Annotated in this window: 11 protein-coding genes; 9 read left to right on the plus strand and 2 right to left on the minus strand. The window is 70.6% G+C overall.

Annotation, left to right across the window (positions count from 1 at the left end; genetic code table 11):
* Positions 1–302: ROK family protein (locus ACXJMZ_RS26305; protein WP_457032518.1), on the plus strand; the 302-nt coding region annotated here is incomplete at its 5' end.
* Between the two features lie 113 nt (positions 303–415).
* Here ACXJMZ_RS26305 and ACXJMZ_RS26310 read toward each other — a convergent pair.
* Together ACXJMZ_RS26310 and ACXJMZ_RS26315 are read right to left on the minus strand one after the other, a co-directional pair.
* Positions 416–1,612 carry an argininosuccinate synthase-related protein gene (locus ACXJMZ_RS26310; RefSeq protein WP_457032519.1) on the minus strand — a complete coding sequence of 399 codons (1,197 nt, stop codon included), beginning with the start codon at positions 1,610–1,612 and terminating at the stop codon, positions 416–418.
* Positions 1,613–1,682: 70 nt separating this feature from the next.
* A complete protein-coding gene (locus ACXJMZ_RS26315) occupies positions 1,683–3,017 on the minus strand; it encodes an ATP-grasp domain-containing protein (RefSeq protein ID WP_457032520.1) in 1,335 nt (444 codons plus the stop codon).
* A gap of 992 nt (positions 3,018–4,009) precedes the next feature.
* Between ACXJMZ_RS26315 and ACXJMZ_RS26320 the strand changes: the two genes are divergently transcribed.
* The 8 genes from ACXJMZ_RS26320 (at position 4,010) to ACXJMZ_RS26355 (ending at position 14,731) form a co-directional block, all read left to right on the plus strand.
* Positions 4,010–5,902, plus strand: a complete 1,893-nt coding sequence (locus ACXJMZ_RS26320) for a non-ribosomal peptide synthetase (RefSeq protein ID WP_457032521.1) — start codon at positions 4,010–4,012, stop codon at positions 5,900–5,902.
* Entirely contained in the window at positions 5,899–7,842 is a 1,944-nt protein-coding gene (locus ACXJMZ_RS26325) for a hypothetical protein (RefSeq protein WP_457032522.1), read from the plus strand. Before ACXJMZ_RS26320 ends, ACXJMZ_RS26325 begins: the two co-directional genes overlap by 4 nt.
* Positions 7,843–7,880: 38 nt before the next feature.
* Positions 7,881–8,720: a phytanoyl-CoA dioxygenase family protein gene (locus ACXJMZ_RS26330; RefSeq protein WP_457032523.1), complete on the plus strand. Its 840-nt coding sequence runs from the start codon at positions 7,881–7,883 to the stop codon at positions 8,718–8,720.
* A 100-nt stretch (positions 8,721–8,820) separates the two neighbouring features.
* Complete coding sequence (gene hppD, locus ACXJMZ_RS26335; RefSeq protein WP_457032524.1) at positions 8,821–9,885, plus strand: 4-hydroxyphenylpyruvate dioxygenase; 1,065 nt, start codon at positions 8,821–8,823, stop codon at positions 9,883–9,885.
* Positions 9,882–11,000: an alpha-hydroxy acid oxidase gene (locus tag ACXJMZ_RS26340; protein ID WP_457032525.1), complete on the plus strand. Its 1,119-nt coding sequence runs from the start codon at positions 9,882–9,884 to the stop codon at positions 10,998–11,000. Before hppD ends, ACXJMZ_RS26340 begins: the two co-directional genes overlap by 4 nt.
* The gene (locus ACXJMZ_RS26345) at positions 10,993–12,327 is read left to right on the plus strand and encodes an aminotransferase-like domain-containing protein (protein ID WP_457032526.1); all 1,335 of its coding nucleotides are present in this window, start codon (positions 10,993–10,995) and stop codon (positions 12,325–12,327) included. Before ACXJMZ_RS26340 ends, ACXJMZ_RS26345 begins: the two co-directional genes overlap by 8 nt.
* A gap of 96 nt (positions 12,328–12,423) precedes the next feature.
* On the plus strand, positions 12,424–13,845 hold the full coding sequence (locus ACXJMZ_RS26350) for a NarK family nitrate/nitrite MFS transporter (RefSeq protein ID WP_457032527.1): 1,422 nt from the start codon (positions 12,424–12,426) through the stop codon (positions 13,843–13,845).
* 163 nt (positions 13,846–14,008) lie between these two features.
* The gene (locus tag ACXJMZ_RS26355) at positions 14,009–14,731 is read left to right on the plus strand and encodes a glycoside hydrolase family 16 protein (RefSeq protein ID WP_457032528.1); all 723 of its coding nucleotides are present in this window, start codon (positions 14,009–14,011) and stop codon (positions 14,729–14,731) included.
* Positions 14,732–14,751 lie beyond the last annotated feature (20 nt).

Consider the following 14,751-nt stretch of genomic DNA (forward strand, 5'->3'; position numbering starts at 1 on the left):
ACTGTGTACGGGAGTTGGCGGCGGGCGACGCCCGCGCCGCGGCGGTCTGGCAGCAGGCCGTGGCCGCGCTGGCCGACGGACTGGTCACCGCCGTCACGCTGCTCGATCCGCGCACCGTGATCATAGGCGGCGGGCTTGCCGAGGCCGGCGAAGTCCTGCTGGCACCGCTGCGGGCCGCCATCGGGCGCCGCCTGACCTTCCAGCGAGCACCGGCCGTCGTCCCGGCGGCGCTCGGCGGGACGGCGGGCTGCCTGGGTGCCGGCCTGATGGCCTGGGACCTGCTCGACACCCTCGGCTCCTGACGGCACTCGGACCGCCAACTCACCGCCCCCGTACGGCGCTTCGCCAGGAGCGCCGTACGGGCACCTGCCGGACCCGGTCGGCCGTTCGGAACCGCCCGGGTCGTGCCGGCGCCTCACCAGATCCCTGCCAGCGCGGCGACCTCGGACTGCACGGACAGGTGCTCCCATGCCTCCCGGTCGCGGAGGTAGACCGGCTGCGCCGCCTCGATCGACCGGGTCTCGGCGCCGCCCGGCGTCAGCTTCCAGCGCACCGAACCGCTCACCGGGCGGGCGCAGGAATCCATGAACGACTGGGTGGCCGACCGCAGTTCACCGAACCAGCGTCCCTCCAGCGCCTCTCGCACCCACAGCTGCTCCAGGTGCATCTTCTCCCGGATGGTCTCGGCCGCCAGCACCGCCGCCTCCAGGTGCCGGTAGCTGCGCAGCAGCAGCCAGGCGGCCGGCATCTCGCGGATCTCCAGCACCTTCTCGCCGCCGCCCAGGTGCTCCAGCCCGCTGTACCGGCCGATGCCGAACGCGCCGACCCGCCGGTTGAGTTCCTCGATCAGCCGGATCATCGGCAGCTCCACGCCGTCGACGGCCACGGGGGTACCGCCCTCGAAGCGCACCTCGACGGTGTCCTCGGCGGAGTCGGGCCGACGTGCACTCCAGTGGTACATGTACTCGGGGACGGCGTGCTGCTCGGGGTCGTCCAGGAAGCCGGACTCGAACTCGCGGCACCAGAGGTTCGAGTCGCCGCTGACGACCCGTTCGCTCATCTGCGCCAGCCCGACCTCCTTCAGCTCCTGGATCTTGACCTCGCGGTCGACCGGGTCGAGGTCGTACGGGCTGCCGTAGGCGCCCTCGAAGCCGAGCAGGTCGAGGGCCCCGTTGAGCCGGCGCAGGGTGTTCTGGGAGCGGTTGGCGGTGTGCAGGATCGCCGCCGCGCCCAGCTGCCCGGCCAGCTCGACGGCGAACTGCGCGATCAGTGGGCGGCTCAGCGTGGAGCTCACCGGGTGGGTCCCCAGATAGACGGCCTGGCTGACGATCGCGGCCCGCACGAACTCGTCGGCGAAGATCTGGCGTCCGTCGACGACGTGCAGCCGGACGCCGAGCTCGTCGGCTATCCGCTGCTTCTGCGCGCTGGTCTCGTCCCCGCCGAGCTCCACGCTCAGGGCGTGGATGTCCTGGAACCCGGCGTTCTTCAACCGCAGTAGGAGGTAGCTGCTGTCCAGACCTCCGCTGAAGAGGGTGACGACGGGGGCCTGCGCGGGCAGCGCGTCGGTCGACAACTGGCGGAAGGAGCGGATCCGACGGTTACGGCGTTGCATGCTGGTCCTTCGGAACAGGTGGAGGAATGTGGGTCTGCTGGGGCCGGGGCGGTGAGGCGGGGCCTGCGGGTCAGTCGTCGGAGTAGGTGCCGAAGGACGAGACGGTCTCCGGCCACTGCCGCCGCTGCCACTCCCGGAGTTCGGGGTACGTCGCGTGTGCGGGCACGACCACCAGGCGCTCGTCGAACCACTGGGCCAGCGAGTCGCGCCGGCTGCGGAACTCCTCCCGGGTGGCCCCGCTCAGCACCACCTGCCCGACCGCCTCGGTGGTGCTCGCCAGTGCGTCCGCCATCTGGAATCCGTAGGGAAGTTCGAGCCGCAGGTACTCGACGCCGGGCAGCGCGCGCACCTCGGCCGGGGACGGATAGCCGACCAGGACACCGGGCCGGTTGTTGAGGTAGGTGGAACCCACCGTCTCGGGCCGGACCGAGGGCTTGATCTGCGGGTCGACACCCGAGGCGCAGCGGATCGCGGCCACCGCCAGGTCGACGCCGAACTTCGCTTCCACCAGCTCGGGTTGGAGCAGTCCGCCGGTCCGGGCCGCGCACTCGCCGAACACCAGCTTCCCGCTCTCCTGCTGGTGGAAGAGCTCCATGTGGAACACGCCGCGGTTCAGGCCGAGCGCCCGCAGCGCGGGCTCCGCCACCGAGCGCGCGAGCTCGTAGACGCCGGCGTCGGCGGTCGGGTCGAAGACCTCCACCTGGAGCGCCCGGCTGAACTCCACCGTGCTCAGGCAGGGCTCGCCGTAGGTGCTCACGCTGAAGAACTGGAGTACTCCGTCGAAGACCACACCGTCGACGATCCACTCGTCTCCCGGCATGAACTCCTCGAGCACGAAGGTGCGTTGCGGCATCCCGCTGCGCCGGTACTCGGCGCCCTTGGCGTGCAGTCCCGCCGTGCCCTCGACGACCGAGGTGTTCTTCGTGCCGGCGCCGGCGATCGGCTTGAGCACCGCCTTGCCGAACTCCTGGACCCCGGACCGGTCCGGGTGGTGGACGTCCTCGATGACCTGGGACTTCGCGACCTCGATGCCCGCCTCGGTCAGGGCCTGCTTCTGCAGCCACTTGTCCCGGAAGCGCACGGCGACGTCCGCCTCGACAGCCACCGAGATGCCCAGCACCTTGGCCAGTGCCGCCACGGTGACCAGGGCCATCTCGTCGCCGGTGTGGATGCAGCTGAAGTCACGGTCCGTCAGGCCCGCCCGGTGGAGGCTGAACAGCACGCTCTCCACGCTCGATGTGTCCTCGCTGAAGACCTTCTCGACAATCTGCGGGATTTCGATGAAACCCCAGTCGTGCAGACCTGGTCCGTACACCACGACGGGGTCGATGTCATTTCGGAGACAGGCCCGGATCAGGTAGGGGTCCGCGCCGATGATCAGGGCCGAGGGCCGGTTCTGCGACATGGCTGTTCCTTTGTTCTGAGGTCGATTCAGCTCGCTGAATTCATCCACTGCACACGGGACCGGCTCGGGCCCGGCGGGGGCGAGGATAAACGGGATTGCCGGAGCCAGGGCTGCGACCCGACGGTCGGCCCGGAATTCCGCGTGGGAACGGTGGAGGTACTAGCTGAGTTCCGTCACAAACCGCTCATGAAAGGTATGGCAGGCACATCTGCCGCCATCAGATCTTCGCTCGACGCACACCAGTCGACCGTTCATAACGTCCATCCCCCTGTCGTACGGCGCGGCAGCCTCAGGGCTCCCACCCGACTCAGGAGGCGCTGGCGATGCGGCACTTGACCATGATCCACCAAGTGGCAACTTTATGCAATGGCACATTTCACATGCGACTTTGCCACGTATCCGTCGCTCTATGTCCAGATACGTCCATATATTTCCCGTCGCCATCGGCACCTCGACCGACGCGACTCGGGGCAACCACTCCGGATCGACCGGACAGGCCCGCCGGCCCGCCTGATGATCCGTCAGCGAGCAGCACCGCCCGACCTGAGCACGTCGCGCCCCGAGCCCGACCCGCATCGCCGCACTGACCTGCGAATTCGCCCGGATACCCACTCCCGCAAATCACCGACCGCCTCGGTCGGTCGACCGATGAGATTCCATGAAATCGCTACAATCGCTGACACATCGGACAAAGTCGATCATTGCCATGATTTCGCATAAGGAGCTTGCGGGACGCCGTGTGATCGCTTAGTTTCCTTGAGGCCCTGGCCTGCGAGTCGTCTGACCGCAATTCCAGTGAACCGTTCCGAATTCCGCGTATTCCTTGCCTGAATACCGCCGGATCGCGGGGCTTCGGCGCCCCGTTCGAGCGTCCCGGAAATCCCGGATCTCACTCTTTCCGCCAGTGCCAAGAACCCGTCCGGCCCCGTAGCGGCCAGTTGTGTACGGATTCCGCCCGGGTTGCTGCCATGAGAAAACGGAGTCAGCCAGTGATGCACCAGAACGACGGCCCGGCCGGTCTCCGGCCGGGAGTCACCATCCACTCCCTCGTCGAGCGGCAGGCCGAGCTGGCCCCCGACCGGACGGCCGTGGTCGCGGGCTCGGACACCCTGACCTATGGCGAGCTGAACGCCCGGGCCAACCGGACGGCCTGGCAGCTGCGCGAACTCGGCGTCGGCCCCGGCACGTTGGTGGGTATCTGTGTCGAGCGGTCGGCCGACATGATCGTCGGTCTGCTCGCGGTGCTCAAGGCCGGCGGTGCCTACGTCCCGCTCGACCCCGGTTATCCGGCGGAACGGCTGGACTTCATGCTGCGGGACAGCGCCGTCCCGGTGATCGTCAGTCAGCACCGGCCGGCCTCCGCACTGCCGCCCCACGACGCGGCGGTGCTCCTGCTGGACGACAAGCTGTTGGACGGCGAGCCGACCACCGCCTACCCGGCGGAGAACCCTCCCGTCATCGGCCGGTCCGACCTCGCCCATGTCATCTACACCTCCGGGTCCACGGGAACGCCCAAGGGCGTGCTCGTCCCGCACAGCGGCGTGGTCAACCTGGTCACCGCCCAGAACTACGTCTCCATCACACCGGACGACCGCATCGCCGCACTCGCCACGCTGTCCTTCGACGCCTCCACCTTCGAGATCTGGGGGCCGCTGGTCAACGGCGCCACCTGCGTCGTCTACACCTTCGGCGGCGACGACCTGTCGAGTCTTTGCGAACAGGTCCAGCGCGACGCCGTCTCCGTCCTGCACCTGACCAGCCCGGTCTTCCGGCTGCTGGAGCCCGGCCACTTCCGGGCGATCTCGGGCGTCCACACGCTCCTGTTCGGTGGGGACTCCATCCGGTCGCACTCCGCCGACCTGGCCCGGGAGTCCTTCACGGGTCGGCTCGTCCACCTGTACGGGCCCACCGAGACCACCGGCTTCGCCACCTTCCACGACGTCCGGGCCACCACCGGTGACACCGCGATGATCCCGATCGGCGGTCCGATCGCCAACGTGCACGTCCGCGTCCTCGACCCGGCGGGCGAACCCGTCCCTGACGGGGAGTCGGGCGAGCTGTACGTCGGTGGACACGGGATGACCCGCGGCTATCTGGGCCGTCCGGAGCTCACGGCCGAGCGTTTCGTCGCCGAGCCGTTCGGGCCCGTCGGGTCCCTGCTGTACCGCACCGGTGACCTCGTCCGACGCGGCGAGGACGGGGCCCTTCGGTTCCTGGGCCGCCTCGACCGCCAGATCAAGGTGCGTGGTTATCGGATCGAACCGGGCGAGATCGAGGCCGCGTTCACCCGGCATCCGCTGGTCCAGGACGCGGTGGTGGTGGCCCGGGACGACGGCGCCGGCGACAAGCGCCTGGACGCGTACCTCGTCCCCGTAGGGCGACGGGCGGATCCGGACGGCGATCCGACGGCCGTCCGCGAGGCCGACCGACAGCTGGTGACCGAGCTCCGCCGGCACGTCACCGACCTGCTGCCGCGCTACCAGCACCCCGCTTCGATCACCGTGATCCCGGCCGTCCCGCTGACCGCGAACCTCAAGGTGGATCTGGCGAGGCTGCCGGAGCCGGCCGAGGAACGCAGTCTCACCCAGGACGCCCCGGTGCACCCGCGCAGCACCGTGGAGACCGCCCTGGCCGCACTCTGGGCCGGCCTGCTCGGACTCGCCGAAGTGGGGATCGACGACAACTTCTTCGAGATCGGCGGTGACTCCGTCTCGGCGGTGCAGATGGCCACGGCAGCGAGCCGGGCGGCCGGTGCCCCGGTCACCGTGCGCGACGTGTTCAGGTTCCCCACGATCCGTCAACTGTCCGCGCTGACCGGCCAGGTGCTGGAGAACGGCGGAGTGCTCTCGGCCGCCGCCCCGGCCACGACGAGGAGTTCCGAGTGAAGAGCGGCACGTCGTTCACCGCCCCGATGACCAGGGCGCAGAAGTTCCAGTGGTACGTCGAGAAGGGGCTGGCCGAAGGGCTCCGGCCGCTCCCGGCCTCGACGACCGAGACAGCCGAGTCGACCGCCCGCCGCCTGGTGCGCGCGCTGGAGGACCGGTTCGAGATCCTCCGCACCTCGCTCGAGGTCGTGGACGGCCGGCTTCTGCAGCGGGTCCACGCAGCGGGCGCACCGCTGGGGGCGGTCGAGGTCGGCCCCGGCCGGACCGTCCAGCAGTGCATGGCTGCCCTGGTGGACGAGTTCAGGACCCGGGAGCACGGTCGGGTCGGCCGGTTCCTGGTCCGGTTCCACCTGCTGCGGGACGGGGAGCTCGGCTGGCTGGCCGTGGTCGCCGACAACGTGGCCATGGACGCCGGGTTCCACCGCGTGGTGGACGAGGCGATCACCGAGGTCCTGGCCGGAACACCTGCCCCGGACTCCCCCGCAGGACTCCAACCGGCCGAGACGGCCCTCCGCGAGGCGGGCCCCGATGGCCTGGCCGAGCGGAACCGGGCGCTGGCACGGCTGCAGAAGCACTTCGCAGCGGCGCCGGCCCGCCTGCATCGCGGCCGCCCGTCCAGTGGCGGGTACGAGGGCCGCTTCTACCGCAGCACCCTGACCCTGCACGGCGCCGACCGACTGCTCGGCCGTGCGATGTCCAGCGCCGGGCTGCTGCCGTCGGCCCTGGTCCTGGCGGCGTTCTCCGAGTTGATGTGTCGGCGCGCCGGGAGCGACGCCTGCACCGTCAACGTGTCGCTGGACAACCGCCACAACGGCGAACTGCGGCGCGTGCTGTGCGCCACCGCCCAGCGCAGCCCCGTGACACTGCGTCGGCAGGACCAGGGCCTGCTCGCGGCGGCCGCCGACGTTCAGCAGGCCCTGGTCGCGGGACATCCCGACCACGGCAGGTACGACCCCTTCGACCTGATCCGGGAGCGGGTCGAGGCCCAGCACCGCCGGGGCATCGGCCTGTCCACCGATCTCGCCTTCAACTTCGTGCCGCCGCCTCAGGGTTGGACCGAGCTGATCGAGTCGGCCGACCGGGAACCGGCCGAGCACACCGGGCCCGCCTCGGCGCTCGGGTCACAGACCACCGACGAGATCTCCTACGAGTACGGGGCCAGCCTGTCGGTGCGGTGGTCCGGCCCGCACACCATCCGGCTTTCGGTGCACGGCGACTCGGACGTGCTGACGCCCGATCAGTGCGCCGCGCTGCTCGGCGGCATCGAGCTGGTCCTCGAACGGGTGGCTGCCGGTCAGGACTGCGCGATGGCGGACATCGCGGAGGAGGCCGGGCTCGACCGGCTGCACCCGGGTGGCTCCGAGCTGCGGGCCGACGACCGGTGGCTCGACCTCCGGGCGATGGAGCAGCGACTGCTCGGCCTGTCCGAGGTGGAGCGGGCCGAGCTGATCCTGCAGACCGATGACGAGTCGGGCGCTTCCTGGCTGACGGCTCGTGCCACGGTGGCCGCCGGAGCCGCGACCGAGCCGCTCGACCTTCGGGAGGAGCTGCTCCAGGCCGTCGAGACAGGCGAGTTGGCGGCCGTACCGGACTGGTACGAGATCCTCCTCGCCGACAGCTCGGACGCGGCGGACCCACCCGTGGTCCGCAGCGGTGACGGCCGGACGGTGGCCGGACGGCCTGCGGTCACCGACCGGGAGCTCGCGGTCCTCGCCGTCCTGACGGAGTCCCGGCTGGTACGGGAGCCGGATCTCGACCTCAGCTACGTCCGGGCGGGCGGAGAGCTGGACCGGTACTCGGAGTTCGCGGACCGGCTCCGGCAGCGCGGCTACCTGCTGCCCGGCTTCGGCCGGGTCTGCGGGATGCGCACCCTGCGCGGCCTGGCTCGAGATCTGAGCCGACTCGAAGTCACGAACACCCCTGTTTCCTCCGGCAGTTGAGCCGACCACCGTCGGCTCATCGAATCCTTGGAGAACCCATGACGATCACCCAGGCAGCGCCCTTGCTCTCCCAGCAGGAGATCGACACCTTCTGGCGGGACGGCTACCTGCTGGTCCCCGGCGTCCTGAGCAGGCAGGAGGCCGGGCACTACGCCGGCCTGATCACCGACCTGCTCCCGCGTGACCTGCACATCCCGGAGCACTGGGAGGCCTATGACGGCCGGTTCAAGCCGTTCCGGACCCCCGGCAACCAGACCTTCGACGGGCCGGAGTTCCTGCCGCTGTACCAGAACGAGCGGCTCTACCGGCTGACCGCCGAACTCCTCGGCCACCAGCGGCTGTTGGTCCGGGACGGCTCCGTCGCCATCACGATGCGCAACGACACCCCGCACCCGGGCGAGCTGAGCCAGGACCTGCACATCGACCCGGCGGTGCCCGAGGACGTGGACGAGTTCCTCTTCACCTCCGAGGAGGTCGAGCTCGGTGGCTGCTACTACTTCACCGACGTCCGGCCGGGCGGCGGCGGCATCCATGTCGTGCCGGGCGGCCACCGCATCGTCGAGGAGCAGGCCAGGGCCGTCCCACGCGGCCGGCAGCTGCACGACAAGTGGCGGAACATCGCGGGCCTGGAGACCGTCGAAGTCACCGGGGAGGCGGGCGACTTCGTCCTGACCCACCATCTGATGCCGCATGCCGCATCGCACAACCGGCGGCCGGAGGCGCGGATCGCGCAGTTCTTCCGCTACGCGCGGGACGACCAGCCCTGGGGCAACGGCGACCGTCCGGGCGACCGTCCGGTCGGCCACCACTACAGCGACCTGCAGACCGCGGTGATGACCCCGCTCGGGCGCAAGCTGCTCGGGGTCGACCCCTGGTAACAGCACTCCCCCGCACCACCATTCGCATCCCCGAGCAGGTCGTCGGCGTTCCGGCCGGCGGCCCCGGGGGAACCATTCGGGCACCCAGGAGATCATCACCGTGACGGTAAACGGGCGAAGCGGCCTGCAGGACCTGTACGTCGACCATGTCGTGCTGAACGTCGAGGATCTCGGCGCGAGCGCTCAACGGTTCGCCCAGGTCTACGGATTCGGGACGTACGCCACCTCGGAGCAGGGAGCCGAGGCGAGCTCCCGCGCCGTCGGCCGCGGCCGAATACGGCTGGTCCTCACCCAGGCGCTGGCCGAGGACCACCCCGCCGCCGACTACACCCGCCGGCACGGCGACGGCGTCGCCGACATCGCGCTGGCGACACCGGACGCGGCCGGCGCCTTCGAGGAGGCCGTCCACCGGGGCGCCCGGCCACTGGCGGAGCCCGCACAGCAGGACGGCGTGATCACCGCGACGATCGGGGGTTTCGACGACGTACGGCACACCTTCGTCCAGCGCCTCGACCACACCGGGTCCGGCCGGCTGCCGGGCTTCGTCCCGGCGCCCGGCCGCCCGGACGAGCTGGACACCGGTCTGCTGGAGATCGACCACTTCGCGGTCTGCGTCGAGGCAGGCCACCTGGACGCCACCGTCGACTTCTACGAGCAGGTGCTGGGCTTCCGGAACACCTTCACCGAGAAGATCGTGGTCGGCGCCCAGGCGATGGACTCCAAGGTGGTGCAGTCCCCGTCCGGAGCCGTGACGCTCACCCTGATCGAGCCGGACACCAGCCGCGATCCGGGCCAGATCGACCATTTCATCAAGAACCACGGCGGCGCCGGCGTCCAGCACATCGCGTTCCGAACGACGGACATCGTCCGCTCGGTGGGCACCATGCGCGACCACGGCCTGGAGTTCCTGACCGCCCCGGCCGCCTACCACCGGATGCTCGGCGACCGCCTCCGGCCGGCCCGGCACACAGTCGCGGAGCTCGGCGCGCTGAACATCCTGGCCGACGAGGACTACGAGGGCCAGCTCTTCCAGATCTTCACCCGCTCGACGCACCCGCGCAGGACGCTGTTCTTCGAGGTCATCGAGCGCGCCGGGGCCACCACCTTCGGCAGCGGCAACATCAAGGCGCTGTACGAGGCCGTGGAAGCGGAGAAGCTCGGGTGACCACCATCGACGACCGCACCACCACCTACACCTCCGTCGCGCTGGCCGACATCCGCGCGGCCGCCCGGGCCGTGCTCGATCCGCAGGTCTGGGACTTCGTCGAGGGCGGCAGCGGCACCGAGTCCACCCTCGCCGCCAACCGCACCGCCTTCACCGAACTCACCGTCACTCCAAGGGTGTTGACCGGTGTCACGGCCGCCGCCACCACCACCCGGCTGGTCGGGACCGAGGCGGCCATGCCGGTCGCCGTCGCGCCGATGGCCTACCAGCGCCTGCTGCACGAGGAGGGTGAACTCGCCGCCGCCCGCGCCGCCCGGGCGAGCGGCGTCCCCTACGTCGTCAGCACGCTGAGCAGTCACCGGCTGGAGGACATCGCCGCGACCGGCGCCGACACCTGGTTCCAGCTCTACTGCCTGCGGGATCCGGCCCGGAACCACGAGCTGATCCGCCGGGCCGAGGAGGCCGGCTGCCGGGCCCTGATGGTCACCGTGGACGTGCCGCTGATGGCCCGCCGACCGCGCGACGTGCGCAACGGCTTCGCCCTGCCCGCGCACGTCCAGGCCGCGAACCTCGCCACCGGCCCGGGCACCGAAGCCCACCGGCGGGTCGACGGTGCCTCGGCACTCGCGGTGCACACCGGCGCCGCCTTCGCGCCGGGTCTGACCTGGCGGGATCTGGAGGGCCTGCGCCGCCGGACCTCACTACCCCTGGTGGTGAAGGGAGTTCTCGATCCGCGGGACGCCCGCGCGGCCGTCGACATCGGCGCCGACGCCGTGGTGGTCTCCAGCCACGGCGGCCGCCAGTCGGACGGCGCGCCGCCCAGCATGCGGGCTCTGCCGGCCGTCGCGCAGGCGGTGTCCGGAGACTGCGAGATCCTGCTGGACAGCGGCGTGCGCAGCGGCCTCGACGTACTCAAGGCGCTGGCGCTGGGAGCCCACGGTGTCCTGCTCGGCCGTCCGGTCCTCTGGGGCCTGGCCGCCCACGGCGAGGACGGGGTGGCGGCGGTGCTCTCCCTGCTGCACACCGAGCTGGCCGAGGCGATGACCCTGGCCGGCTGCGCGGGCCCCGCAGCGGCGGCCGCGCTCCGTACCGAAAGGCCGGGAACCCGTGTCTGACACGCCACTCGCGGACCTGCTGACCGCCGACCTGCACAGCTCGCTGGAGGACCCTGCGCTCGGCTCGATGAACTTCCTCAACGAGGTGACCTCGCGCTACCCGCAGGCACTCTCCTTCGCCGCCGGGCGCCCGGTCGAGCGCTTCTTCGACCTGGAGTCGGTGCTCGGCCGCCTGCGCACCTTCGGCCGGCATCTCACCGACGACCTGGGGTACTCACCGGCCGAGGTGCACCGCACGCTGTGCCAGTACGGCCGTACCAAGGGCATCGTGCACGAGCTGATCGCCCGCCAACTCGCCCGCGACGAGGGCCTGCTGGTGGACCCGGAGTCGGTGGTGGTCACCGTCGGCTGCCAGGAGGCGATGTTCCTGGTACTGCGCGCCCTGCGGGCGGACGAGCGCGACGTGCTGCTCTCGGTGTCACCGATGTACGTGGGCCTCACCGGAGCCGCGCGGCTCGTCGACCTGCCCGTGCTGCCGGTGGCCGCCGGCCCGGCCGGGATCGACCTGACCGACCTGACGGCCCGGATCCACGCTGCCCGGGCCGAGGGCCTGCGGCCACGCGCCTGCTACGTGATGCCCGACTTCGCCAACCCCTCGGGCCTCAGCATGGACCCGGCCCAGCGGCGCGAACTGCTCGCGGTGGCCGAGCGGGAGGACATCCTGCTGCTGGAGGACAACCCGTACGGCGTCTTCCACAGCGGCGACGGGACGCCTCCCACGCTCAAGTCGCTGGACACCTCCCGTCGGGTGGTCTACCTCGGCTCCTTCGCCAAGACCGTGCTGCCCGGCGCCCGGGTGGGCTACGTCGTGGCGGACCAGCGGGTCGCCGACGCCGACGGACGGACCGGGCTGTTCGCCGACCAGCTCTCCAAGATCAAGAGCATGGTCACCGTGAACACCTCACCGATCGCCCAGGCGGTCATCGGCGGTGCCCTGCTCGAACACGACTTCAGCCTCGAGCAGGGCAACCGCCGCGAACGGGAGATCTACCGCGACAGCCTCCACCGGCTGCTGGCCGGTCTGGAGAGCAGGTTCGGCGGCCGCCCCGGCGTCAGCTGGAACGTACCCACCGGCGGCTTCTTCGTCTGCGTCACCGTGCCGTTCCCGGTCGACGACGCCCTGCTGGAGCACTCGGCCCGCACGTACGGCGTGCTCTGGACACCGATGCGCCACTTCTACAGCGGGGCTGGCGGCGAGCATCAACTCCGCTTGTCCATCAGTTCCCTGACAGATCATCAGATTGACGATGGGCTCGATCGGCTTGCCGCCCTCTTCGCGGAGCAAGGACTTTGGACCGGCCAGGACATGGCGTTGGGCTCTGAGTAAGCGCTGGTCAAAGGAGCAGGGTGGAGGCATCGGGACCTACGCCGAGGCCTCCGCCCCGGGCAGGACCTGCACCGTCTCAACAGCAGGGGAAGCAGCATGAGTTCCACACTCCAACGCGCCTCGCAGCCACCCGCCGGCGGCTCTTCCTACGACCCGGAGGACTACCGGCCCGGCCGCACCGTCACGGTGTGGGAGCCGGAGGACCAGGTCTTCTGGAAGTCGGTCGGCAGACGCGTCGCCACCCGGAACCTGTGGATCGCGGTGCCCGCGCTGCTGGTGGCCTTCGTGGTCTGGCAGGTCTGGTCGGTCACCGCGACCAACCTCAAGGACGTCGGCTTCGACATCTCGACCTCGCAGCTGTTCTGGCTGACCGCCGTCCCCGGCCTGACCGGCGGCACGGCGCGGATCCTCTACACCTTCCTCGGCCCCCGGATCGGCCAGCGCCGGTTCACCGCGGTCTCCACCGTGGTCCTGATCGCCCCGCTGCTCTGGCTCGGCATCGCCATCCAGGACACCTCGACCTCGTTCGGCGTGCTGGCCGTCATCGCCGCGCTCTGCGGCTTCGGCGGCGCGAACTTCTCCTCCTCGCTGGCCAACATCGGGTTCTTCTTCCCGAAGCGGGCGAAGGGCAACGCGACCGGCATCAACGGCGGTCTCGGCAACCTCGGCGTCTCGGTCGTCCAGCTGCTCACCCCGGTGCTGATCACCTCCTCGATGCTCGCGCTCGGCTCCGCCCAGCACAGGGCGGACGGCACGCCGGTCCACCTGCAGAACGCCGCGTTCGTCTGGATCCCGGTCCTGATCGTCCTCGCCCTGGTCAGCTGGTTCGGCCAGAACGACCTCAAGGTCGCCTCCACCCCCTTCAGCCGGCAGCGGGTCATCTTCCGGCGCAAGCACACCTGGCTGATGACCTGGCTCTACGTCGGGACGTTCGGTTCCTTCATCGGCTTCGCCGCCGCGCTGCCCCTGCTGATCAAGACCACCTTCCCCGCCTACTCGGTCGCCACCTACGCCTGGATGGGCCCCGCGCTCGGCGCACTCGCCCGGTGGGCCGGCGGCTGGATCGCCGACAGGTTCGGCGGAGCCCGGGTCACCGTGCTGTCCTTCGTGGGGATGGCCGCGTCCATCGTCGGAGTCATCACCTTCCTGCCCACCGGCGGCAACGAGGGCTCCTTCTACGGCTTCTTCGGCTGCTTCCTGGCCGCGTTCCTCTTCTCCGGCATCGGCAACGGTTCGACGTTCCGTCAGATCCCGGTGATCTTCCGGGCCCAGCATCTGAAGGGCCTCACCGAGGGCACCCCCGCCCACGACCAGGCCCTCAAGCAGGCCGAGATGGAGTCCGGAGCCGTCACCGGCTTCACCGCCGCGATCGCCGCCTACGGGTTCTTCTTCATCCCCGCCATGTTCGCCAACTTCGCGGTCACCAGCGCGATGTGGGGCTTCGTCGCCTTCTACCTCAGCTGCACCGTGGTCACCTGCTGGTACTACGCCCGCCGCGGCGCCGAGTACCCCAGCTGAACCGGCCGACCGACTGACGACGGCGCACGCGCGTAGCGCCCGCCCGGTCACGCCCCCGTGTGCGGGTGCTCGCACCTCCGCACGCCGGTTGACCAGGCGGTCGGGGAACGGATCCACCGGGGATACCCGCAGTGACCCGATCATGCGAACCCAGGAGTCTCCGGTGACCGAATCGCTTCCCCCGAGCGGCCTTCCGGCCGCGCCGACCGGACCGACCGTGGTGTTCGACGCCCCGTTCTCCGACCGTAGGCAGTGGGCGGCCGGCATTTCGTCCGCCTACCCACCGGGCGGCCTCAACCCCGACGACAACAAGCTGGACCATCTGGTCCCCGGCTACGGGCCGGAGGGGGACCGGTTCACCGCCGTCCGCGAGACCCCGCGCCGCTGGAAGACCCCGCTGGTGACCACCGAGAACACCGAGGGCGGCTTCGAACTGCGGCCGGGCGACCTGCTGGAGGCGCAGTGCCTGCTGCCGGCCGCGCAGGGCGTCTGGCCGGCGCTCTGGACCTGGGGCCGAGACGTCTCCCCGGGCCACCCGCAGCCGGGCCACGGCGAGGTGGATGTCTTCGAGTACCACGACGACCACCCGAGGATGCTGGAGCTGAGCAACCACGTCCGCCCCGGCAACCCGGCCTACCTGGACGGCTTGGTCACGCCGGGGCAGTGGCTCACCATCGGTTGCCGGTTCGGTGCCGACTCGGTGCACTGGTCGGTGGACGGCCGCGAAGTGTACGCCGACGGCCGGGGCGTGGGCCCCGCCTGGCGTGCCTGGATCATCGTCAACCTGTCCGTCGCGGGCGGGCAATGGGGCCACCGCAGACCTCGGGCAGACGTTCGCCAGCTCTCCTGGCGCTGCCGAGAGCTGCGAGTCCACCGCTGGAAGTGAACAGCCCAGCGGCCGGACCG

It is taken from the genome of Kitasatospora sp. P5_F3 (genome assembly GCF_054049135.1).